The organism is Paenibacillus sp., assembly GCF_048976745.1.
Taxonomy (GTDB): Bacteria; Bacillota; Bacilli; order Paenibacillales; family Paenibacillaceae; genus Paenibacillus.
In genome coordinates, this window is the sequence record NZ_JBHGUU010000009.1 from 360,915 (window position 1) to 384,090 (window position 23,176).

Consider the following 23,176-nt stretch of genomic DNA (forward strand, 5'->3'; position numbering starts at 1 on the left):
ATATACATAAGGGGAGAAGTATATCATGTCACGAAGATTTAAAGGGTTAGCTATCATGCTGCTGGTGATCAGTATTATGCTGGCGGCATGTTCAGGTGGAACTACTGAAGAGAACGTTACAACTGGAACAGCAGGTACTCCAACTGAAGGAGCAGCGAGTACACCAGAAGAAGCAGCTAATGAGAGTGGGACTAAGGTGGTGCAGGATCAGTTTGGAGAAGTAACGATTCCGACCCATCCTCAAAATCTGGTTGTATTTGATTCGATCTATGCCGAGTATCTGATTGAAATGGGGGTTACACCTCAAATCGTTTTGTTAACTCCAGAAGTGGAAGCGGAATACCGCCCTGATTATTTGAAAGAACATGGAGTCCAGATCATTGAAGTTGAGCAATATCAATATAATTATGAGCAGTTGCTTGCGTTGTCACCGGATATGATCCTCGCAGCTGGCGAAGGTATGGAACAGGGCGTATATGATGAATTGTCCAAAATCGCTCCTACGGTGGCACTGGATGCCAACAGTGAAATGAAACGTGCGATGCCAAAGCTGGCTGCCATATTCGATAAGACCGAAGAATCTGCCAAAGTACTGGCTGAATTCGACGAAAAAGCCTCACAAGGAAAAGAGAAAATTGCGGCAGCCTTGGGAGACAAGACCGTATTGGTCCTCCGGGTTGAACACAATCGTTATCGTTTCATGGGTCCCAAAGGAGGAAGCAGTAGTGTTTTCTTCTATGATATCCTGGGTCTGAATAGCCCTGAAGCGATCAAAAACTCTACAGATTGGTTTAGCCAGTTCTCACTGGAATTCTTGCCTGAGATGAATCCGGATTATATTTTCCTCGAAGACAGAACCCTCGTAGGTTATGACACGAAGAAATCTATGGAAGATCTGAAGGCAAGCCAGGTGTGGTCAAATCTGGAGGCTGTGAAGAATGATCATGTCTTCCCGTTGAAGACAAGTCAATTCGTATCGGGTGTGGGTCCGATTGGCTCTGTAAAATTGATGGACTATGTTGTTGGAAAGTTGGTGCCTTAAATGACAACGGAGACAGAATTGGATATCTACGATATTACGATCATTGGTGGTGGGCCAGCTGGTATGTATGCCTCATTTTATAGTGGGATGAGAGCCATGCGTACCAAGATCATCGAAGCCAAGCAGGAACTGGGTGGATTCATGCGTACGTACCCGGAGAAGCTGATCTGGGATGTGGGCGGGATTGAACCGATTCGCTGCGAGAAGCTGATTGAATCACTGGAGAGACAGGCAAGAACGTTTGAACCAACGATTGTGTTTGGGCAGGAAATCGCCGAGCTTGAACGACGTGAGGATGGAGTATTTGTACTCATGTCCAAAACAGGCGAGCGTCATTACACACGTACCATCCTGTTATGTGCGGGTAGAGGTATGACGCAGGTGCAAAAGCTGGATGTCGAGGGTGCCAATCGGTATGAACTGACGAATCTGCACTATACGATAACCGATCTGTCCCGTTTTGCCGGGAAGCGTGTTCTCATCTCGGGTGGCGGCGATTCCGCAGTTGACTGGGCGAATGAAATGGGCAAGATTGCAAGTGAAGTTACGGTAGCACATAGACGTCATGAATTTACCGGACATGAGCTGCCTGTTGCCCAGATGAGAGCTCAGGCGAACGTCATGACACCTTATACCATCTCACGTTTATACGGTACAGGTGACAAAATTGATCGTGTCGAACTGGCCCATGCAGAAACCGGTGAGATCACACATGTTGAGGTGGATGAAGTCGTCGTAAGCCATGGCTATGATCGTGATTTTGGAAACCTCGTGCAATGGGGATTGGCGCGGGAAGACTACGGCGTTTCCGTTGATCAACGAATGCGTACCAACATTCCGGGCGTATTTGGAGCAGGGGATTTCATCACTTATGGAAGCAAAGTCAGGCTGATCGCAGGTGCTTTTAACGATGCGGTGCTTGCAGTTAATAGTGCCAAGACGTATCTGGAACCTGCTGCTTCCGATATGGCGGGTGTATCCTCTCACAACGCTCGGTTCTATGAGAAAAACAAAGCTCTCTCCAATACGTAGATAGGTTTGTACGGATAGAGGAAGGGAATTTGAAGAAGCCTTGTTAGTTTAGTGATATGGTGAAACCAAATAAAACAGCGCCACCTGAATCATTCTGGTGGCGCTGTTTGTGTAATCTTTTTTTGAGCTGGATAAAAAGTCTTGAATCCCAGACTACCAATCTTGGCGAATGGATAGATGATTTTCTAAGGAACTCAGGACATCTTATTTGGCCTTCAGAACCTCTTTTCAAATTCTAAGGAACACCAGACACGTTATCTACGAAACCTCCTAGTAAAAACACTGAAAACGGCCTTTTAATCTGATATAGAGTGTCCCAGGTTCGTTAGATTTCTGTATGCGCTTCAAATCGTTGAATAAGACGCCTCAGGTTCGTTGGCTTCTATTGTTATTTCATTAGATTTGAAACTTGCGCTAATTCAGCTCAGTCTGTCCACTTGCGAGTCGATCTGCGATCTCTTCGGCTTGCAGAATGGAGGTATAGGGATCAGCGGTGAAATATTTATGGATATCCAGTTTGAAGATATGGTTGTTCTGCACCGCGGGCAGATGGTCCCAGACGTTAGGCAACAGGGAGTGATCTTTCGTACCTTCTGTAACCATCATCAGCAGGTAATCACCCACGTACTCTCCGAATACCTCCGCGCTAGCTTCCAGGTTTTCTTTGCCTTGGTCCAGAAGATCTGATTTCACCTTGGGTGCAGGAGTCAGTCCTAGCAATTCATAGGCTGCTCTTCCACCACGATTGGCGCTGTTGCCGATAATGGCTGGGTTTTTCAAAAAGTTAAAATCGGCAACGGTGAAGGTGGCACCGTCCGGAATTACACCTTTGATTTTGGCCTGAGCAGCTGCAATCCGTTGTTTAAACGATTTGTTCCACGCGATGGCTTCTGCTTCGCGATTCAGAATCTCGCCCATGGCAGTTACCTCGGCTTCCATGGAATCATACTGATCGGGTACGAATACAACAGTCGGAGCGATTTTGGAATAGGTCTGAAATTTTTCCTGGTCCCATGTGATAATCAGATCCGGTTCCAGCTCTACCATTTTCTCAAGCGAAACCTCACTGTGGTTACCCAAGTCTGCGCTATCCTCAAGCTTGTCACGCAGGAACATTCCATAATCCAGCAGGCTGCTCGGTACACCGACAGGTGTTACCCCTACAGCCAGAACATGTCCTATGTTCCAATCAACAACTACCCGCTCCGGGTTGAGGGGGACTGTAACGTCTCCCATCATTGTGGAGATTGTTCTTGTCTGTGTTGCGGTGCTTTCTGTTTCTGTCGTGACGGGTTCCACCGTCTCTTTTTGGGTACAACCACTAATGAATATGGCCATAATCAGCAAAACAGGCAGGGCCATACAATACCAAACTTTCTTAAACAACATGACGAACCCTCTTTCTAATTGATAATGATTTTCATTTAATATAACTGTAGAGGCAATATGACGATTGCACAATAACCGATTCGGAAGTGAAAGCATACCCATTTCAGAACTCAATCAACAGGTTGAACTGAGAATGATTATCATATATGATGAGGCAAAGCTATGGATGTGGTAACGAGAAATAATAGAAAGGTCCATGACAATGAACATAGAAGAATACGGGGCATTATGGGAGCATATAACCATCCGATTACTGGATATTCGGATCATGACCGTGAACATCAGTGAAGATCCTAATACGTGGACACTTCCCTCGAATGCTTTTTTATTAATTACGAATGGCAAGGGGAAGATCTGGCTTGGGCAGGCGATGCATCAGATTAAAGGGACATATATTCTGCACGCCTCCAAAGGAACACGCCTGAATTGTCTGGCTAAGAATCCGATGGAAATACATGTGTTGTCTTATTCGTCAGCAGGACCAGAGAGGGCCAATACGGAAAGTTCCCTAACCAATACTGGGTCGGATTCTCTGCAAGTAAGTTTTGGGTTTGAACCAATGTATCCATTGCCTTTAATTGAGATCATGCAATTTATATACAGACAGTGGATTGAACTACAATCAGCAGGCCGAATTCAAACCAAGGCGTTGTTCTATCAGTGGCTTGCAGAGATGTTGAAACAAATGCAGGAGCAGAGGAAGAACCGTACGAAGCTGGATCGAGTAGATCAGGCAGTGCTTTATCTGAAACGTCACTACGCGGAACCACTTAAGATGGAGCAGGTAGCTGATATTTTGGAATGCAGTCCAAGGTATCTGAACCAATTGTTTCAGCTTCAATTAAATACGAGTCCCAGTCGTGTGCTGTCTCAGATTCGGATGGAACAGGCGATGAAACTACTGGTGAGCACCAAAGGGACCTTACAGGAAATCGCGGAGAGAGTAGGCTATGAGAACGGCTATACGCTAAGTCGTTATTTCAAGAAACATTACGGGGTTTCTCCGGGCTTTTACAGAAAGCGTCGAGAGAGTAGCAGTAGCATTCCAGATATAGCCCCGAAAACATGCCAACCACATTCCCTTCTGGAAAGTCATTATCCGGGATGGAGCGAACGAACGGTACCTATAATTGAAGCTGACCGAACTCGGCCAGCTCAAGAGAATACAGACCTGAGAGGAATCCAGGTGAGGAAGTCCTCGACGCCGACGGTGCCAAGAGCCAGAACTCGGGTGTTTGCCTCAAGCATGGGCGAGATTATGATACCGAACAAGCCTAGCCGTGTTGTTGTGGACTGGAATTTGGGAGAAGTACTGGCATTGGGAGTGACACCTCTCGGAGCGCCGCATTCACTCATTGAAAGCAACCAAATGCTAGAGCCTTATATCTGCGACCAAGTACAGGATATCGGTAATCATAATTTTATTTCACTTGAAAAGGTGCTTGAACTGGAACCGGATCTGATTATCACCTGGAATCCTGCTGCTTATGCTTCCTATGCCCGGATTGCACCTACGGTGGTCTATGGAGGGAATGGGGACACCTCTGTCGCGGAGGGGATTCGTGAGATGGGACGTATTTTGAATCGCCATACAGAAGCCGAAACATGGATTAAGGAATACGGGCGGAGAGTACATACTTTGCAACAAACCATCACGAGCAAGGTTTCTTCTGAGAAGACATTTACCCTCATTGATCCGAATTGGGGAGAACATATTACCCTTGTGGGAGATACGGGAACTCGTGGAGGTAAGGCGGCCTACGGATTACTGAACTTGAAGGCGGCAGGCAAGGTTCGTCAGGAGCTACTAGAGCCGGGTCTGGAATCTCTGGATATTGCGCGGAGTGCGGTAGGTGGGTATCTGGAGGACTACCTGTTGGTGTTGGATAATGGTCCAAGACATGGTTCTGATGATCCATCTTCAGTCAAACCATGGCAGAAATCGATCGAGACAGAGCACTGCCGGATTATTAACCTTGATTGGAATAGATATTTTCTGTCCGACCCGTTGTCGGCGGTGCTGCAAGCTGAGGAAATGGCAGAGCGGATTATGGCACGTTAATTGCCGCTCACGTAATGAGCAGTAAAACATATCAAGCCAATATTCCATCTATGCTTATCCCGAAACGAGCCAACCATATATGTGAATATCTGGTGAATTCCTCGCTGTACAGGTCCATGAGGGTAAGTTCTCCATTATACTTAATAAAAACGGACGAGGAGATGGACTCCAGATGAAAAAACAAATGTGGATCATTGCAAGTGTTGCAATTGTAATTGTGATCGGAACCTACCTGTTTGCAAGCAATACGGGCAAGGAAGAAGCGGGTACAGCCAATGCGCCCAACATCAGAAAAATGGTGGAAGATATCAGCACAGGAAAAGAGACCCCGGAATCTGCCTCCATTAATGCCAAACAGTTAATCGTCACAGATCAAGATCAGCATACAACTACATATGATTTGCCTGAGAACGAATTTTTTCTTTCCATTGCACCCTATATGGACCAGACTCATCCCTGTGCCATTCATAGCTTGACCGGTTGTCAGGGGGAACTGAGCAATAAAGAATTCAGTGTTACCATTCACGATTCTCAAGGCAACACTTTTATGAAAGATGAAGTGATCAAGTCTGGTGCGAACGGATTTATGGATTTTTGGGTGCCAAGAGACAGAACCTATCTGATTCGTATTGTTCGAGATGGAAAGGTTGCAGAAACACAATTGTCTACATACGAAAATGATAATACATGCATCACCACGATGCAGTTGATTTAAGGCAAACAGAGAAGCAATGGAAGGGAAGGATGGCCTTTGAGCTATCCCTTTCCTTTTTTTATTTCATAAAAGAATGGGAATAAGGTACTTTGCATTGACAAAAATCAATTCCTACGGCATAATCCAATAGTGATAATGATAATTGTTATCATATAAATACATACAAACAGGGGAGATACAGATATGAAAAAAGGGTTAAACGGATTGTTGATCATGCTGGCCTTTGTGCTGGTTTTGGCAGGTTGTGGTAAAAGCACGACAACAACAGATACAAGTCAAGGTACGAATTCGGGTAGTGCTCCAGCTGAAGAAACAGCAGGCCCTGTTACCGTGAAGCATAAACGTGGAGAACTTAAGCTGGACAAGCCTGCAGAGCGTGTAGTTACACTTGAATGGACATATACAGAAGATGTTGTTGCTCTGGGAGTTCAACCAGTAGGTAATGCGGATAACGCTAATTATAAAGTGTGGGTAACATCCCAAGCAGCATTGGATGACAGTGTAACGGATATCGGAACACGCGGTGAACCGAATCTGGAAGCTATTGCTGCATTGAAGCCGGATCTGATCATTGCTAACGCTGATAATAATAATGCGGTTTACGATCAACTGAATGCAATTGCACCAACAATTGAATTCGATCCGTATGATGGTGATGGCTATAATTATGACAAAATGACAGAGATCTTTAATACCATTGCTACAGCTCTCGGTAAAGAAGACAAAGCAAAAGAAGTTCTTAGTGATCTCGATCAGCACTATGTAGAAGCCAAAGAAAAACTGGCTGCCGCGGGTAAAGAAAATTTCAACTTTGCACTGACACAAGCTTTCACATATCAAAATGCAGTCAGCCTGCGTATGTTTACCGATAACTCGGTTGTGATTGGTACTTTGGACAAAATTGGATTGGTTAACGATTGGAAGCCCGAGAAAGTTGAAAACTATGGCTTCTCTACAGTAGGCATTGAATCCTTATCCGATGTGCAGGACAGTAACTTCATTTATATTACACAGCCAGATGATGACGTCTTTGGCACAGCCATGAAAGATAATTCGGTTTGGAACGGACTGAACTTTGTGAAGGAAAAACGCACATATCAACTGGATAGCACAACATGGACATTTGGTGGACCGATTTCCTCCAAAGTACTGGTTGATGGCGTAGTAGAGGCGATTACCAAATGAGTTCGGTTCAAGGTTCTAAGCCAACGATGAATTGGCGCACAATAAGCATATATGGGGGCGGTCTAACCGCTCTCATCGTGCTTTTTTTTGTAAGTCTGTGTTATGGAGAGGCAGCTATTCCTTTGCATGTCGTCTGGGATGCACTTTCAGGAAGACAGGATACATTAGAGCACAATATGGTTTGGGATTTGCGTATGCCGCGTACAGTCATTGGTATTCTTGCAGGTGGGGCACTGGCTATTGCGGGTGCTTTGTTACAGACGATTACTCGTAATCCACTGGCTGCTTCAGATACGCTGGGCATTAATGCAGGCGCGTACTTTGTGGTGGTGCTGGGAGCTATTGCTTTTCCAGGTTTGTTAAGCCAGTCGCCTTTTCTCTTCGCAGCTCTTGGAGGTCTGTTGGCAGCATTTGCGGCTTATTTCATGGGCGGCGGACGAACATCAAGCCCGGTTCGGCTTGCGTTATCTGGCATGATTGTATCGATGGTGCTTGGTTCATTTACAAGCGCATTACATATTTTTTTCTCCATGGAGACGCAAGGGTTATTTCTTTGGGGCTCCGGAACACTTGTCCAGAATGACTGGAGTGGTGTGACCTATGCCTGGCCTTGGGTGATTGGCATTACCCTTCTCGCGTTAATCTTGTCCAGACAGTGGGATATGCTGGAGCTGGATGAATCAACGGCTTCTTCCTTGGGTCAAAAGGTAGGATTGGCTCGATCGGGTGGCTTAATTCTCGCGGTATTACTGGCTGCAGTCATCGTCAGTGTGATTGGACCGATTGGTTTCGTGGGACTGGTTGCGCCACATCTGGTTCGATTGAGCGGCGTACGCTCCAACCGACTACTGTTACCCGGTGTGTTCATATGGGGCGCAGCACTCCTGGTTGGGGCGGATGTACTTGCCAAAATGGTGCGTAACTCCAGCATGGAGCTGCCGACAGGTGCGGTTATGGCGATCATTGGTGCACCATGGCTCATCTGGCTTGTCCTTACACGTATGAAGGCAGCGAACGGCTCAGGTACGGCCTCTTCGATGAGCACAGGAGCACCTTCACGTCGCTTTGCATTTGGCCCGATGGCTGTATTATTCTCAGTCATTACCATTGCGCTTATCCTGCTCAGTACAATGTTTGGCGGGATGCGAATTCCGCTGGCTGATCTGTTGCCGAGCTTATTCCAGTCGGATGGAATGTTCTCCGCCTTGGTTCAGCTTCGGATTCCGCGTACACTTGTGGCCGCAGGAGCGGGGGCAGCACTGGCCATTAGCGGTGTGCTGATTCAAATGGCGGTACGTAACCCGCTGGCGGATGCTTCAATTGTCGGGGTGTCCTCTGGTGCAGGGCTTGGAGCGATGATGGTCATCATCTTATGGCCGGGTCTTCCGGCATACTTACTGCCGATTGCGGCAATCGTCGGCGCAGCCATCGCTGCAGTGATTGTGTTCTCCCTCTCCTGGAAAAAAGGACTGAATCCATCTGCGGTTGTATTGCTTGGGATCGCGATGTCTGCCATTGCTGGAGCAGGGATTCAGATTCTGATTGTCCGTGGTGCGGTATACGGTAGCAGTGGATATATCTGGCTGACAGGAAGTACCTATGCTCGTACCTGGGAACAGGTGAAGGTTATCGGATTATTTTTAGTTATTTTGTTACCGGTGGCTTGGTGGCTGGCACGCAGATTCGAACTGCTGGTATTCGACGACAATAGTGCATCTGGGCTTGGTCTTGGAGTACGTCGTACACGATTATTGGCCATGACAGTTGGTGTATTACTTGCAGCAGGTGCTGTTGCTTGTGTAGGAACTGTCGGTTTTATCGGTCTGATTGCACCCCATATGGTACGGCTATTGACGGGCAATAAGTTAAGACGATCCATGTTCCTATCCGCATTAGCGGGTGCAGTCATGCTGGTGCTCGCCGATACCATCGGCAGAACCGTTATGGCACCAACAGAGATTCCATCAGGCATACTCATAGCAATCATTGGAACACCGTACTTCCTGTATCTGATGTATCGTTCTAACTGGCGCAAGTCGGTATAAAATGTTGGAACGGAATGTATGGTTCCACACCAAATGACAAAAATCCCCTCAGGTCTATAAGAAGTAGAGATCACGTTATCCAACGTGAAGCTCATACTCTCTGTAGACCTTGAGGGGATTTATGGTTGAGTACATTCTAGCGGTGTTCCTGTTAGCTGGATTTCAAAATCCCGCTGTGATCAACGGATTCCACAGCTTGCTGTAATACTTCAACATCCTGAACAAGCGCGAATCGAACATAACCTTCGCCCGAAGGACCAAAGGCACTGCCTGGGGTTGCAATGACACCCGCATGTGTGACCAGATCCATGGCAAATTGCTCCGAACTGTCGTAGTGAGCGGGAATGCGGCTCCAGACAAACATGGTTGCTTCCGGTTTGGCAATAGGCCACCCGAGATTGCTGAAGCCCTCACAGAGGATGTCTCTGCGCTGTTCATATATAGCTCTGACTCGTTCAACCTCGGATTGATCTCCGGTAATGGCGGCAATTGCTGCTTTTTGGATGGGCAGGAACATGCCGTAATCCATATTGGATTTTAGCTTTTTCAGCATGGAGACCATGGTTGTATTGCCCACACAGAAGCCGATTCGGGCTCCGGCCAGGCCATAGGTTTTGGATAAGGAATTGAATTCCACACCGACGTCCATGGCGCCAGGGAACGCGAGGAAGCTTCCACATGACTTTCCATCAAATACGAGTTCACTGTACGCGTTATCGTGAAGCACGATAATATCATACTTTTTGGCAAAGGCAATCAGGTCGAGATAGAACTGATCCGGTGCCATCGCGGTAGTCGGATTGTTCGGATAGGAGACCAGCATGAATTTTGCTCGATGAGCGATATCTTCCGGTATATCCTGAAGCTGAATAACATACCCGTTTTCTTCTTTTTGCGGCATATAATACAGTTCTGCACCTGCCAGTAGAGGTCCATCCGCGAAGACGGGATAACAAGGGTCAGGGACCAGCACCAGATCACCTTCATCTACAATGGAGAGGGATATATGTGCGAGTCCTTCCTGTGAACCAAGCAAGGAACAGATTTGTGTTGCCGGGTCCAGCTCGACCTGATAGCGCTGCTTGTACCAATCGCTTGCAGCTTGCAGCAACTCACTCTGATCATTCACTGCATATATATAATTGGCCGGATCAGCTGCGGCCTCGCATAGTGCAGTTATAATATGCTGTGCAGGTGGGATATTCGGCGTACCCACACTGAGATCAATAACTGGCTGGCCGTTCTCCAGTCTGCGGCGCTTGATCTCCAGCAACCGGGTGAAAATTCCTTCGTTGAAATGATCCATTCGTTTGGCAAAGTTCATGATGATGATTCAGCCTCCAATCCTCTTCGTACACATATTCATTAATAATAAATGGACAGCGACTAAAAGAGAAGAGCAGGGGAAATCTTGCGGATCATGACTCTACTTTAAACTGGCTTAGCTCGTCTTGCAGTTTGCCAGATAGCTGGTTCAACTGTTTCGACAGATCAGCTACCTGTTGAATACTATCCAGCTGCTCCTGTGTGCTGGCACTTACTTCTTCCGTCGATGCCGAGTTCTCCTCTGTGGTGGAAGAAATAATCTCCAGTGCCTGGAAAATCTCGTCTTTGTGCTTGTGTACATTGGCGGTATTGCTTGTGATCTGCATCATACGTTGCTGCAGATCTTTCAGGTCTTGGTTAATGCTAAAGAATACATGCTTGGTATCTTCCACGGATTTGGCATTCTCCTCCGCAATCTTCATACCGCGCATGGTATGTTCAACCGACAGGGTTGTTTTCTCTTCAATCACATTCACTTTTTTGTTGATTTCCTCCGTTGCCTGAGCGGTCTGTTCGGCAAGTTTGCGGACCTCTTCGGCAACGACAGCAAATCCTCTTCCATGTTCGCCAGCACGTGCAGCCTCAATGGAGGCATTCAAGGCGAGCAGGTTCGTCTGAGAGGCAATCTGTTTGACCGTATCCACAAAACTGGATATTTCATTCCGGCTCAGGTCAATCTCCTGAATAATAGAGGATACCGCTAATGTGGACTGATGATTCTCCTCGGACCATTTCGATAATTGTTCCACGACCGCAAGCCCTTGGCTGCTCTGATCGGCAGATGTCTGCACGACTGTTTCCATAGCCTGCGCATCCGTAGCAATTTCATCGATTTGGCTGGATAATGAGCCTGTTTTGCGTAAAATATTTTCCGTTTCGATGGACTGATAATTCGTTGCATTGGCTATTTCGTTAATAGCTGTCGATGTGTCATTCATGGTCACAGCCGTTCGTGAAGAGATGGCTTGAAGATCATTCGACGACTGGTTCAGAACCTGCGCCGAACTGCCGACCATTTGCAGCATGCTCTGAATTTTCTGTACCATGGAATTCAAGCCTGTGGCAATCTGCCCAATCTCATTAGTAGACTTGATATCCAGTTTCACAGTCAGGTCACCTTGTTCAATCTGCTTGATCTTGGCCAGCAATTGCGGTATAGAGCGTAAGAGACGGCGAAGAGTAATGTAACAGATGATAACAAGCAGAAGGGTAGCAGCAGCAAAACCGCCAAGCGTAATCCACGTGAATGTTTTTAGTTCCGCGAGAACTTCTTCTTCGGATATGGTCAGACCAACGGACCATCCTGTATCCTTGCTCGTAGCGTAGCCGATATAACGACGTTCCCCATTGTCGTTCATCAGTTGTACGCCGCTCTCACCGGCAAGCATTTTCTTGCCGATTTCCCCCATGTCCCCCGTACTATCGAGGATGTTCTCCTTCAGAACCTTCTCTTGGTCGGGGTGATACAGAATCTCTCCACTTTTGGACAGCAGCATGGAATAGCCCGTGCTACCAAGGGAATAACTCTCCATGATGGCTGGAATATCCTTGAATGCAATATCCGCTGCGGCGAAGCCGATCATGTTGTTGTTGTCGTCTTTGATGGGATAAAAGATACCCATAAGTACATCGCCTGCAGCAATATCAATGTATGGATCAGAGAAATAAAGTCCGTCTGCATCGATAATCGGTTTGTAGTATGGACGAGACTGGATTTCAAAGTCTGGTGCAGATACGACACCATCATTTTGAATCCAGAAGCCTTTTCCATCCAGCCCCCCGACCCAGGCATCAGCAAACGAAGGCTCTGCCTTAACGATAGCGGCCAGTGTCGCCTGTGTTTCTGCAGCGTAGGTTGAACTTGCGGCATCCGTTGCAGATGCTGTTGTTTCTATGTATTGCCTAAACAATGTGTTGGTGGACATTTGCTTGACCAGCGCGCCCTTTTCCTTGAATAACGCATCAAATTCACTCACAATGGCTTGTGTCTTGGTCTGGAGCATGGACTCCTGCTGTTTCACAAGAATGTTTCGTGTGCTTGCGAACATATATGTCCCCAGCACGCTAAAGACAACTACGATAATGACCAGCAGCACAATGGACAACGTATTTGCCATGCTGGAAGTCCGTGCTCCCGTTTTTCCCCACTTGTTCAATATGTTCGACATATTCCATCTCCCCAGATGATTAATAAAAAGCTCAAAACGCCTAAGTTATATGTCGGCATATTCTATAGTTTTCTGTAGATTTCTGTCGAATAATCCTGAAAGCAACGGGAAGGAAAGGGCTGAGAAAATGAGAAAAATGAAAGGGATGAAAATAGGATAGGTATGAAAAAAACAGGGTCCGTTGGTGGTTCATCCAGGTAATGTTGTTTATAATGGAATGAATTGGAACCATAGGCGTGGAAAAAGGGGGATTATCTGTGAATAAGACATGGCATGCTTCGATACAGGGGGTTCCATGGAATGCCGAAAAGATGCACCAGGCGGTGCATCTGTTACGCCGCAGAGCAACAGTTCATTTTCGCTTTGGCGCAGATACATTTGAGGATCTTGCCGAACTGGATGCAAATGTGTTCGCTGCCCGGCCTGATCTGATTCTTCACATATCGAATGTAGACCCTAAAGCAGCATATTCATCTGGATTTCTGGGGCGACTTGCCCAGTTGAAGCATGTATCTGCCCTACAGCTTGATCTATTACAGGCACAAGACCTGACGATATTGGGCGCCATGGAGCAAATGCAGTTTCTAAGATTGATTTCAACTGCAAAGCCAACCCGCCTCGATTTTATTAAACACTATAATCAATTAACCTTTCTTGAACTCCGTGGCAAATTCAAAGATCTTGCTTCCATTGCAGCATGCCTAAGTCTCAATACGATAATACTGAACTGCTCCATTGAAACACTCGATGTGTTGGCCGAGTTACCTATGCTTCAATATCTGTCCCTGGATCATGGTGAGTTAAAAGGGGGACTGGATATATTGACAGAGTCGACCATCTCGATGTTGAAGCTAAGTTCGGTTCGCAAGCTGACGAGTGTCCAGGGACTCGAACAGATGCACGGATTGGAATATCTGCATCTGTCCTTGCCCAAGCTGGAGCAGTTATGTGACTTTTCCCATATGTCCTCTCTCAGACAGCTCGAACTGGACTATATGAAATCGTTGAGGGATACCGAATATCTATGGACAGCCCGTACGTTGGAGGCCATTGAACTGAAAGATATCAATACGGCGCTCAAGGCGGATTCTTTTGCTGGACTGACCGGGCTGGAGCACTTGCGCCAAATCGATTTTCGTTATATTGATGTGAACAAAGGACGGATTGCCGCTATGCGTGATCACCTGACCAAGGCAGGAAAGTCGAATTTGTTATATGAAAATATTCCTGAGCATGAACGCATGAATTCCATAGGCATTGCACACTTGTCGCATGTATTAATGTAAACGGTCTTCAGTCCAGCGTATGTATACATAGCGACCCCGCACTGAACGAACCGGTTGTGCAGGCAGATGTCATTACTATTTAAGTATTCGTATCCGTTAATGCGGGTATGTTGATCTCTTTCACACAGGCCGCTTTGGACAAGCTGATAATACATCGAACGATGGCGACCATGTCCTGTAGGGGAATACGGGTCCCGTGATACTCGGCGAGTGCACGTTCCATTCCGTCTTCATACGGGATTTCTGCCGCCAGTTCTCCCGGGTTGATACATGTCACCGCGATGCGGTCCTCTCTCGTATGCTCTCTTAAAGCTTCTGTAATACCCCGTATGGCAAATTTGGAGGCGACAAATGAAACCTGGCTGCTGCCTGCATTGCTCAAACCGGCTGTTGAACCGATCAGGATAATCTTGCCTGCTTCAGACTGGCGGAGCTGAGGCAGTAAAGCCTGTATACATACAATCGTTGAAGTCACATTTACATGGATCAGCTGACTGATATCTGCGGGTTCATCCCGATCAAACGTATAGTGCTCTTCAAATCCTTCCTTTTCCCAGATCCCCACGTTATAAATAAGCACATCTAACGTCTCGCCTTGAAGCTGGCTGGCAATATGTTCCGCGGCTTGAAGCTCGGAAAGATCAGCCTGAATCCATATTCGCTGGACGCCATCCTCCACGGTCAGGCTTTCCGGCTTGCTCCGGGAGACCACCCAAACTTTATCACCAGACTGTGGCACACCACGGACGAAGGCATCGCCCAATCCTTTGCTTGCACCGAAGACAATTATATTTTTCACATGAAACCCTCCTTACAGATTAGAAATGTTTAAGTATTTTCATTACTTTATATCTTACTATAGAGGTGATATATGGAACATGAAGTTTAAATGAGGTATGCTTCATGCTTATCAAGATTCGGGATTGTTGGAATTTAAAAGGTGAGGCTCTTCATAAGAAATGTACTGAAAAGGACCTGGCTCCACACATGGTGAAGTCCAGGTCCTAATCAATAAGTGAAAAATTAATAACCGAATAAAATCACATTTATTCTACGCGGAAATAATCGAAATCTGCATATCCTCCGGTAGACTTCGTTGCATAATTGAATAGTGCAAACCGATATCCCATAAAGTGTGGCAGGGTGTAAGACATTTGAAGTGTATTGCCAATGGTTGTCCAGTTGCTGCCATCCAGACTATAAGCAAAGTAGGCTTTGTCGGTCTGATTCGTAAAATCACAGATGACGCGGAGATAGATTCTGTTCTGGTTCAATGGCATGGTTGCTACTTCGGTCATGGTGCCGGAACCGGCATTTGCCATAACGATGGATTTGGTGCTGCCTGTCATTTTTACGCCGACAAAACCATATCTGGCCTGAAAAGCAGCAAGTCCGGCATAATCACCATCCTTCATGCCTGCTGTGTCCAAAGCCGTAATCCCTGTACTTTTGGGACCAAAGGTTCGTTGTGTCAACGTGTTGCGGGCTTCCAACAGGTTTTTGCTGATTTTGCCTGCAGTTAACCGCATGAAACCGGGCCGCTGGAGCAGGGACCAGTTGGCAGGATCGGGGTTATGATTCCACTGCCAGAATGGGGCTAGTCCAGAGGTGGCGGTGGATGAATTGCTCGTCAGGGAGACGTCATCCACATAAAATGCCATCAGATCATTGGTCTGGTCCGGATTCGAGTTATACGGTGTTTCCACAAAAATAAAGCTTTGGGACAGGTCTGCATTCGACGGAACAGTATACGTACCTTGAAGAGTGCCCCATTGTCCGCGGGTTAGCGTTGCACTGCCCATAATGCCAATTCCGGTATAACTTGCACCGTTCTGGATGCTAAGATTGAACGTTTTGGTTGCGGGACCAGCGGTGTATTTGATCTTAGCCGAAAAAGAGTACGTTTCTCCAGGTACCAGCTTGCCTGTTAACATCTGTTTGGCACCGCCTGCTGTCTGCTGTCTGCCGCTGACGAGCAGGCTTTTGGTACCGCTAAAAGCTTCGGCATTTGTTAAGTTGATGGTTGCCGTATTGTTGCTGGACCACGGCTGAATGGTGCTTTCCTCAAAGTCGCCGTTCACTAACAGTTGTGTTACTGAGGGGGGGCCTGATGTGGCTGTGTTAAACTCATCGGACCCGTAGATTTTGGAAGCAGGCTGACCTTCAACGGGCATATTCATGGTCAGGGGAACTTTGCCGTTCACCCCAAACACAGGCCAGTTATCCGACCACGTCACCGGAACAAGATAGGGGATGCGCCCAATGGCCCCGCTATCTCGAAACAGCAAGCCGTACCATGCACCGGATGTGGTATCCACGATGCCTCCCTGGGCAATGCCCGAGTCTCTTAGGACAACTTTACCTGTGTATGGCCCTGTCAATGTGTCTGCACGATAGGCAAGCTGAATGCGTCCATCACCCGAAGGCCAGGCAATCAGGAATACATAATACCTACCATTGATCTTCTGAATGTGTGCTCCCTCTGCCTTCACAATCATATTGGAGCCGGCTACATTGCTTGCGTTTGGAATCAGGACCTGATTGAGCCCGCCAGACTTGACAGCCTTAGCATCAGATGTCAGCTCAATGATACTGATGTTATCACTGCCATGAACAAGAAAGGTTCGATTCCCGTCAAACAAAAGGGAGGGGTCATGGTAATAACTGTTTAATGTGTAAGGTGTCCATGGTCCTGTTTCAATATTGCTGGTTTGGTAAATATACGTCTTGCCCGTGGAAAGTGAGCCAAAGGCTACATAATACATTCCGTTGTTGTACCGCAAGCTGCTCGCCCAGGAACCACGTCCATACTCGTTTTGTCCGTTGTTCAGATTCTGTATATCCCCGTTTCCGAGCGTATCATATACATAGTTTACGATGCTCCAGTTGACCAGATCATAAGACTTCATGACGGGTACTCCCGGATTCATATGCATCGTTGTGCTTGTCATATAAAAGGCATTGCCCACCCGAATGACGTCACTGTCAGGAACATCCGCGTAAATCACCGGATTGCTGAATGTTGCGGCTGAAGCAGTGGGACTTGTCCCAGACAGCGATGCCACAAATAACGGAAGAGAGAGCAGAAGCGTACTGATTTTTTTCCACATAACTTGTCCTCCCAAATCTATCCTGACCTTTGCGTTATTGCGAGTGTTCAAGATAATCAATATAAGCATCCCACGTGCCATTATCCGTTGTTACGACTAGCTTGACTTCCTGGTTGCCTGTAGCATGTGTGATGTTCGACAGGGTCTGTACGGTCGGCTGTGTACCAGTAAAGTAGAATGAACCTGCTGTTACACCCCCAATGACAAGATCGACACGGGCTGTATTATTGTTGTTGGAAGCACCGCGGACAGAGAAATGATGGGTCGGGAAGGCATAATATTGATTGTATGCTGCATAATCGTTGTTTGCGTAGAGTGCTACTCCATTAAAAGGGGAGCTGATCACACCGGCATATTGACCGCCAAGTGTCATGCTTTCCGTTTCGATTCGAGTAACGGATGGGTTAGGATTGGGATTGGGGTTGCCGCCCGAACCGGATGTGAACTGCCAGTAGTCCAGATTGAACAGATTTCCGCTACCTGCGCCTGTAAACACCAGATACAAACGGTGTACACCCGTTGCGTTGGTAACATTGGTCTCCAGCTCGCGCCAAGTCTGCGAACCCCCGGTTGAGCTTACGTTAAGTGTTCCAGCCAGAGGACCTGTCGGACTGTCCAGTCGAATCTCGATGTTGCCATTTCCGGTAGAAGCAACATTGGCCTTGAACTTGGAGGCTCCAGCTGAGCCAAAATCAACATTGCCAACTGCGATCCAATCCCCATTATGAATATTCGTTACATTCTGATTGGCTACAGGTCCACCGCTCGCTTGACTCGGTTCAGTGGTAATTCCTGCTTGCCACCCAATGGTTTCGGCTTCCACGCGGACATACGGGTTGAGGTTGGTGGTCTGAGGTACACCTGTCATATTTCCTTGAACCTCCTGGATTGTTCCATCTGCATTATGTGTCAGTTTGTTGATATGTGTGGAACGGTATCCTTTGCCTTCACCGAGAAATGCTCGACTCACCGTCTGCGCATGGTACGCTACATACCATTCGTTGTTGAACTGAAACACGGCATGGTGGTTATTGCCCCCTACGCCGAAGAAGGTGCCAGGATTTTTCAGAAAGTGTCCTTTATATGTGAAAGGCCCCATCGGACTGTCGCTGACCATGTATCCGATCTCACCTTTTGGATATGCCGTGGGATGAGTTCCCGCGAAGTTGATGCAGTAGGAGTAGTAATATTTGCCGTTATACTTATGAATGCCGGAATCTTCGAACATATAAGGAGAATCAATCGTAACTGCACTGCCTACCACACTGGTCATGTCGGCACCGAGACGAATGACCCGAGCTGTTTTGGGATTGGCAATGGAAGCAGCATTGGTATCGTTCGGAATGCCACCTCCAGCATACAAATAAGCAGAGCCATCATCATCGACAAGTACAGCCGGATCAAAGAGCCAGGTTACGCCAGACATACCCGGTGTACTGTGAGTCAGGAGGGCACGACCAAGTGGATCAGACCACGGTCCAATGGGGGAATCCGCCGTCAGCACGCCAATACCTCCACCCGAGTTGGCAAAATACAGGAAAAACTTTTCTTTGCCGGCAATGGTTTTCTTTGCCATGGCAGGAGCCCAGGATTGGGTAGCCCATTTGGCAATCCCTTGTCCATTATTGGCATTATTTGCACCCGCTACAGGGATGGAACCATGGTCTGTCCAGTTCACCATATCAGCGGAAGAGATGACGTTTATTTTCCCAATTGTGCTGTACTGATTCTCTCTTACAGATCCGTCACTGTTGTACAGATATGCGTCACCTGTCATGTAGACATACACCCGATTGTTATGGACAAGCACATAAGGGTCGGCTCCAAGTTTATGATCAATAAGGGGGTTGGAATTACCAGGAATTTTGGCAACGGCAGCATTGGCTGCATGGCTCGATTCAACGGGTAAGGTGACAAAGATGAGCAGACACGACAACAAAAAAACTAACGGTTTACGGATCATACGTTTCGCCTCCATGAGATTGGATTAGTGGTAACCGAAAATCAGAATAGCTGAGATGATGAAATGTCAAAAAAATGAAGAGTTGTCCCTTATGTCACCCCCTTCTTGAATAGTTGTTAGGTTGGCTGTTAGGTTAAGTCTTCATGCTGTTTATATGGTTTAAGCCATACGGCCACCTGTGCACCGTTTACATGGTCACGGCGACAAGGGAGTGGCTATAACCCGAAGTAAAATTGCATCTGCTTGTGCGATTAGAAAAGCTATAATCTGTCAGGTTTCTTTTTGTAATCGCTTTCAATAAAATGGGTTAGAAGACTGAAATTTGGCGAAGAAAGAGGTATAGTTGCGTTTAAATGTAATTATTTTTCATATTTTCTTTAAAATGTTTATTAACTTGACGATATCATATCACAATTTTAAGATAATACAATCTTTTTCTATTTTTTAGTAAAGGATGAAGAAGATCATTATTATATGTGTTTAACATTGGGATTGATGGTAAAGAACATGTTGCAGAATGGTTTCACGTGATACACAGCGGCAAGGGAATTCGTTTGGATAATTACTCATAGACAGGGACTTCTTACCATCATGGTGAGAAGTCCCTGTTTATTTGTGAGTACAATTCGTAGAGCATGGCGCTATTGGATCAAATCGCAGGCTTCGTCGGTACACAGGTGTGTATTCTGTTAGGACCTCTCAATGATCTAAATGTCTGCAGCAAAGATATTGTTTATGACGCGGATCGATTGTTCATCATGGTCAATGGGCAAAATCCGCGTGCCGAAGCCACCTTTCGCAAGTTGTGTCGTTCGGAAGTATGGAAAGGCTTGAATATAGTTCGTAATAGAAACGTACATAAGGTATCCTACGACAAATGGTGAATGCACACACCTCTCGCGGTTGATGGACAATTGGACGAGATGAGCAAAATAGTGGAGAAGGGATAATCGACTACATATGATTACAACAACAGATCAAGCATATCAGATCGGCCACTCGGTTCCTTTATAGTCTTCCATAGGCTATGATCAATGCAAGAACGATAAAAAAGATATTCACGCCGAGCTCCCGGTACTCTTTACGCCAAATATGAAACAGCATCCCAAGAAGTGCGACCCCTGCCAGAGAAATCGCGGCGATCGGGGTAAGCACCAGAGCTATGTTTAGCGCCCAAGGCAAAACAAGGCCCAGCGCTCCAAGTAGCTCCGCGATTCCGATCAGAACAACTAGACTTTTTGGCACATCATTGACCCAAGCCCATGTCTTTTTGGACGACTCAATACGAATGGTTTTCATCCATCCCGAAAAAACGAAGCCTACTGCCAATATGATTTGTATGATCCATAACGTCACATTCATCTTTTCTTTTCCCCTCACTTGTTCAATTTGGATGTCTGCCTCTATACTAAAGTGAGAAAGCCCAGTCAGGAAGTAGGCACTTAAACCTAACCAGGTAACCAAAAGTAAACCGTGGCATGGTCAGAAAGTGAGGAATAAGAATGACAGTGTATTGCAAATTTGGAACGGCGCTGGATATCCTCACGGGCAAATGGAAATCATTGATTCTTCTGCGCTTGCTGAGTAACGGTACAATGCGGTTCAGCGAATTACAAAAAGCCATTCCAGATATTTCGAAAAAGATGCTGACCCAGCAGTTAAAAGAACTGGAGTATCACGATATTGTGCATCGCGAAGTATATGCGCAAATCCCGCCTAAGGTTGAGTACTCGATAACGGAGTACGGACAGCTCATGAAACCTGTGCTCCAGACAATGAGCAACTGGGGAGCCGGGCATGTGCAGCATATGGAAAAGCTCTACGGCAAAGAAGACGAGGAGGTAGGGGCCAACGCATCCGATCTTCGAAAAATCGATTCATTCCAGTAAACGTTTTGGTATGAAGCGAATGCTAAAAAAGCCCGCAAAGATTGCGGGCTTTCCTTGCTAGCCATTCATCTACCTGTGAATCTCGCTGGCGGATTTGGCACCTTGACTTTCGAGCCACGGAATCAGTTCGGCTGAAAAATTGCGTTTTGCTGTGTCCAGTGGAGTCATTCCATCCCAGGTGGCTATCCAGTTCAGTTCGGCGCCGTGGTCAAGCAGGTATTCGGCTGTTTCTCTTTGACCTCCATGGCAAGCACACCAGAAGGCAACGGTTACTGCATCGGGTGGAGAAGGGGAGGTGCTTGTTCCCCAAGGATAACATTCCGGGAGTTGGGCTCCTTTAAAATGTTCTTGTATGGCGTGAATATTTCCAAGAGCGGCTGCATGCCAAAGGGCAAAGACCGCACCGCGCTCAACCAAGCGTCGGGCTGTATCCCATTGTGCGAAAGCAATAGCATCGTCCAGCGGTGTACCACCGGCGATCACCGCGCCAGGCGCTTCCATGTCTGCGCCTGCATCAAGAAGGGCGTCGAGCACTTGAACATCATTGGAGCTTGCAGCCCAATGCAAAGGTGTCTCGATATGTGGACCGACAAAAGGAGCATTCACTTCCGCACCGAACTTGATCAATACTCGCACGGTATCCGCTCCATGATGGAAGTGCCCTGGCCAATCCGTCACCACGTGCAGCAGCGTTCGAGAGATACTGGAGTCTGAAGCGATGTTGTCAGGATTTCTTTCCAGTATTCTTATCTTTGCCAATCCCGGATTCTCTGCCAGCAATTGCTGTAACGATGGGATATCTCCAGTGTGAATGGCTTGAATGACGCTCGCGGCAAGTCGTTCATCTTCGTAAATCAATTCCATCCTCAAATCTCCTTCCAGACTTATATTCATATCATATTTATGGTTCTTATCACATAAGCATCTGAACTGCGCATCTGGCATGATACTCCGCAAGACCTTTAGCGAATTGCTGATCGGGGAAATGTCTGTGAAGCAGTTTTAACCCTCCGGATACCAAAGATAAATGATGGCAGAATCGATAAAATGTCATCCGCGCCGGGTCGAGGTCGTTATTTTTTAAGTGGTGATAAAAGTCTCCAAATCGAAACTCCAGAAAGCTATGCTCATGTTCGAGATCGAAGAACCCTGCGCCCTCAATATCAATAAGGCAGGGTTGCATCGCATGATCTATCCATATATGATCCGGACCCAGCTCTCCATGGATGAAACTATAGAGCTCTCTGGGTTGAATTGCGGCTTCCAATTCGGATAGTTTCTCAAGCAGCCTTTCTTCATTTTTTCTAATATCGGTCATATGCTTGGATGCATAGGATAATACTGTTTCCGCATCCAAACGCTGAACTTTGTAGCAAGGCTCGGCCTTTTTACTGTTATCGTTGGCGTTTCCATAAACATTTCTTTGGATGTTATGCATAGTAAACAGCATATCCCTGATTCGTTGAAAAACTATATCCCGATCGTTGTGATTTTTATGCTGGAAATAGGCTTCGGCTTTCTGTCCATCTACATACTCAACAAGAGCAAAATCATAAGCGTGCCGATCTCTATCTTTATTTAGGTGATACAAGTTAGGTGTTCGAATTCCATGTTGTGCGAGAAAGCGAGTATTCAATGAGAAGCGTTCGCTGCCATATGAACTGTGGAAAATGGGTTCATTTATGATCTCTTCCTGAAAGTAGTTGCTGGAAATATCCCAAACGTACAACAGGCAAGTGAACCCATTCTTGAAGTCCATTTTGTAAATGACTTTTTGTGCGCCTCCATGAACTCTTGCGCTTTGTGTTATGAGATAACCGGCACCAAATACATTGTACACATAATCCTGTAATTCTTCACGAGTGAAGTGGTTGTTGGAAATCATTGATTTATGCTCCGTTTCATCTGTATTTTGCCGGCCAGCAATCTAAATATATAGAACATTTTTCCAAAAATATAGACTG

At 46.6% G+C, this 23,176-nt stretch carries 17 protein-coding genes; 8 read left to right on the top strand and 9 right to left on the bottom strand.

Going from position 1 to position 23,176, the window contains the following annotated elements:
- The first annotated feature begins 25 nt into the window (after positions 1-25).
- Positions 26-1,042: an ABC transporter substrate-binding protein gene (locus ACE3K2_RS17185; RefSeq protein WP_421892639.1), complete on the top strand. Its 1,017-nt coding sequence runs from the start codon at positions 26-28 to the stop codon at positions 1,040-1,042.
- On the top strand, positions 1,043-2,074 hold the full coding sequence (locus tag ACE3K2_RS17190; RefSeq protein WP_421892642.1) for an NAD(P)/FAD-dependent oxidoreductase: 1,032 nt from the start codon (positions 1,043-1,045) through the stop codon (positions 2,072-2,074).
- A gap of 414 nt (positions 2,075-2,488) precedes the next feature.
- Here the strand turns inward: ACE3K2_RS17190 and ACE3K2_RS17195 are convergent, their stop codons facing one another.
- A complete protein-coding gene (locus tag ACE3K2_RS17195) occupies positions 2,489-3,463 on the bottom strand; it encodes an ABC transporter substrate-binding protein (protein WP_421892645.1) in 975 nt (324 codons plus the stop codon).
- 202 nt (positions 3,464-3,665) lie between these two features.
- Here ACE3K2_RS17195 and ACE3K2_RS17200 point away from each other — a divergent pair, with 202 nt between their 5' ends.
- The 4 genes from ACE3K2_RS17200 to ACE3K2_RS17215 all read left to right on the top strand — a co-directional run bounded on the left by ACE3K2_RS17200 (position 3,666) and on the right by ACE3K2_RS17215 (position 9,470).
- Positions 3,666-5,525, top strand: a complete 1,860-nt coding sequence (locus tag ACE3K2_RS17200; RefSeq protein ID WP_421892648.1) for an AraC family transcriptional regulator — start codon at positions 3,666-3,668, stop codon at positions 5,523-5,525.
- A 172-nt stretch (positions 5,526-5,697) separates the two neighbouring features.
- Positions 5,698-6,240 (top strand): CueP family metal-binding protein, encoded by a 543-nt coding sequence (locus tag ACE3K2_RS17205; protein WP_421892651.1) that lies wholly within the window; start codon positions 5,698-5,700, stop codon positions 6,238-6,240.
- A gap of 183 nt (positions 6,241-6,423) precedes the next feature.
- Positions 6,424-7,425 carry an ABC transporter substrate-binding protein gene (locus ACE3K2_RS17210; RefSeq protein ID WP_421892654.1) on the top strand — a complete coding sequence of 334 codons (1,002 nt, stop codon included), beginning with the start codon at positions 6,424-6,426 and terminating at the stop codon, positions 7,423-7,425.
- Positions 7,422-9,470 carry an iron ABC transporter permease gene (locus ACE3K2_RS17215; RefSeq protein WP_421892657.1) on the top strand — a complete coding sequence of 683 codons (2,049 nt, stop codon included), beginning with the start codon at positions 7,422-7,424 and terminating at the stop codon, positions 9,468-9,470. Before ACE3K2_RS17210 ends, ACE3K2_RS17215 begins: the two co-directional genes overlap by 4 nt.
- A 151-nt stretch (positions 9,471-9,621) precedes the next feature.
- Here the strand turns inward: ACE3K2_RS17215 and ACE3K2_RS17220 are convergent, their stop codons facing one another.
- Together ACE3K2_RS17220 and ACE3K2_RS17225 are read right to left on the bottom strand one after the other, a co-directional pair.
- Positions 9,622-10,794: an aminotransferase class I/II-fold pyridoxal phosphate-dependent enzyme gene (locus ACE3K2_RS17220; RefSeq protein WP_421892660.1), complete on the bottom strand. Its 1,173-nt coding sequence runs from the start codon at positions 10,792-10,794 to the stop codon at positions 9,622-9,624.
- 94 nt (positions 10,795-10,888) lie between these two features.
- Positions 10,889-12,964, bottom strand: coding sequence for a methyl-accepting chemotaxis protein (locus ACE3K2_RS17225; RefSeq protein ID WP_421892663.1), 2,076 nt, complete (start codon positions 12,962-12,964; stop codon positions 10,889-10,891).
- Between the two features lie 257 nt (positions 12,965-13,221).
- Here ACE3K2_RS17225 and ACE3K2_RS17230 point away from each other — a divergent pair, with 257 nt between their 5' ends.
- Entirely contained in the window at positions 13,222-14,250 is a 1,029-nt protein-coding gene (locus ACE3K2_RS17230) for a hypothetical protein (RefSeq protein WP_421892666.1), read from the top strand.
- A gap of 79 nt (positions 14,251-14,329) precedes the next feature.
- On the opposite strand, the gene ACE3K2_RS17235 is transcribed toward ACE3K2_RS17230, so the two are convergent.
- The 4 genes from ACE3K2_RS17235 to ACE3K2_RS17250 form a co-directional block, all read right to left on the bottom strand.
- Positions 14,330-15,049, bottom strand: coding sequence for an SDR family oxidoreductase (locus ACE3K2_RS17235; protein WP_421892669.1), 720 nt, complete (start codon positions 15,047-15,049; stop codon positions 14,330-14,332).
- 247 nt (positions 15,050-15,296) lie between these two features.
- Positions 15,297-17,360 carry a family 43 glycosylhydrolase gene (locus tag ACE3K2_RS17240; RefSeq protein ID WP_421892672.1) on the bottom strand — a complete coding sequence of 688 codons (2,064 nt, stop codon included), beginning with the start codon at positions 17,358-17,360 and terminating at the stop codon, positions 15,297-15,299.
- A gap of 34 nt (positions 17,361-17,394) precedes the next feature.
- Positions 17,395-19,323: a carbohydrate-binding protein gene (locus ACE3K2_RS17245; protein WP_421892675.1), complete on the bottom strand. Its 1,929-nt coding sequence runs from the start codon at positions 19,321-19,323 to the stop codon at positions 17,395-17,397.
- A 1,008-nt stretch (positions 19,324-20,331) separates the two neighbouring features.
- Positions 20,332-20,685 carry a DoxX family protein gene (locus tag ACE3K2_RS17250; protein WP_421892678.1) on the bottom strand — a complete coding sequence of 118 codons (354 nt, stop codon included), beginning with the start codon at positions 20,683-20,685 and terminating at the stop codon, positions 20,332-20,334.
- A gap of 140 nt (positions 20,686-20,825) precedes the next feature.
- Here ACE3K2_RS17250 and ACE3K2_RS17255 point away from each other — a divergent pair, with 140 nt between their 5' ends.
- Complete coding sequence (locus ACE3K2_RS17255) at positions 20,826-21,212, top strand: winged helix-turn-helix transcriptional regulator (protein ID WP_421892681.1); 387 nt, start codon at positions 20,826-20,828, stop codon at positions 21,210-21,212.
- A 69-nt stretch (positions 21,213-21,281) separates the two neighbouring features.
- Here ACE3K2_RS17255 and ACE3K2_RS17260 read toward each other — a convergent pair whose 3' ends face one another.
- On the bottom strand, positions 21,282-22,076 hold the full coding sequence (locus tag ACE3K2_RS17260; protein ID WP_421892683.1) for an ankyrin repeat domain-containing protein: 795 nt from the start codon (positions 22,074-22,076) through the stop codon (positions 21,282-21,284).
- A 49-nt stretch (positions 22,077-22,125) separates the two neighbouring features.
- Complete coding sequence (locus ACE3K2_RS17265; RefSeq protein ID WP_421892686.1) at positions 22,126-23,097, bottom strand: phosphotransferase; 972 nt, start codon at positions 23,095-23,097, stop codon at positions 22,126-22,128.
- Between the last annotated feature and the right edge of the window lie 79 nt (positions 23,098-23,176).

Coding starts and splice junctions, on each gene's coding strand:
- ACE3K2_RS17250 (WP_421892678.1), bottom strand. CDS start 20,685: ATGAATGTGACGTTATGGATCATACAAATCATATTGGCAGTAGGCTTC.
- ACE3K2_RS17195 (WP_421892645.1), bottom strand. CDS start 3,463: ATGTTGTTTAAGAAAGTTTGGTATTGTATGGCCCTGCCTGTTTTGCTG.
- ACE3K2_RS17205 (WP_421892651.1), top strand. CDS start 5,698: ATGAAAAAACAAATGTGGATCATTGCAAGTGTTGCAATTGTAATTGTG.
- ACE3K2_RS17220 (WP_421892660.1), bottom strand. CDS start 10,794: ATGAACTTTGCCAAACGAATGGATCATTTCAACGAAGGAATTTTCACC.
- ACE3K2_RS17240 (WP_421892672.1), bottom strand. CDS start 17,360: ATGTGGAAAAAAATCAGTACGCTTCTGCTCTCTCTTCCGTTATTTGTG.
- ACE3K2_RS17265 (WP_421892686.1), bottom strand. CDS start 23,097: ATGATTTCCAACAACCACTTCACTCGTGAAGAATTACAGGATTATGTG.
- ACE3K2_RS17225 (WP_421892663.1), bottom strand. CDS start 12,964: ATGTCGAACATATTGAACAAGTGGGGAAAAACGGGAGCACGGACTTCC.
- ACE3K2_RS17215 (WP_421892657.1), top strand. CDS start 7,422: ATGAGTTCGGTTCAAGGTTCTAAGCCAACGATGAATTGGCGCACAATA.
- ACE3K2_RS17255 (WP_421892681.1), top strand. CDS start 20,826: ATGACAGTGTATTGCAAATTTGGAACGGCGCTGGATATCCTCACGGGC.
- ACE3K2_RS17185 (WP_421892639.1), top strand. CDS start 26: ATGTCACGAAGATTTAAAGGGTTAGCTATCATGCTGCTGGTGATCAGT.
- ACE3K2_RS17260 (WP_421892683.1), bottom strand. CDS start 22,076: ATGGAATTGATTTACGAAGATGAACGACTTGCCGCGAGCGTCATTCAA.
- ACE3K2_RS17200 (WP_421892648.1), top strand. CDS start 3,666: ATGAACATAGAAGAATACGGGGCATTATGGGAGCATATAACCATCCGA.
- ACE3K2_RS17245 (WP_421892675.1), bottom strand. CDS start 19,323: ATGATCCGTAAACCGTTAGTTTTTTTGTTGTCGTGTCTGCTCATCTTT.
- ACE3K2_RS17210 (WP_421892654.1), top strand. CDS start 6,424: ATGAAAAAAGGGTTAAACGGATTGTTGATCATGCTGGCCTTTGTGCTG.
- ACE3K2_RS17190 (WP_421892642.1), top strand. CDS start 1,043: ATGACAACGGAGACAGAATTGGATATCTACGATATTACGATCATTGGT.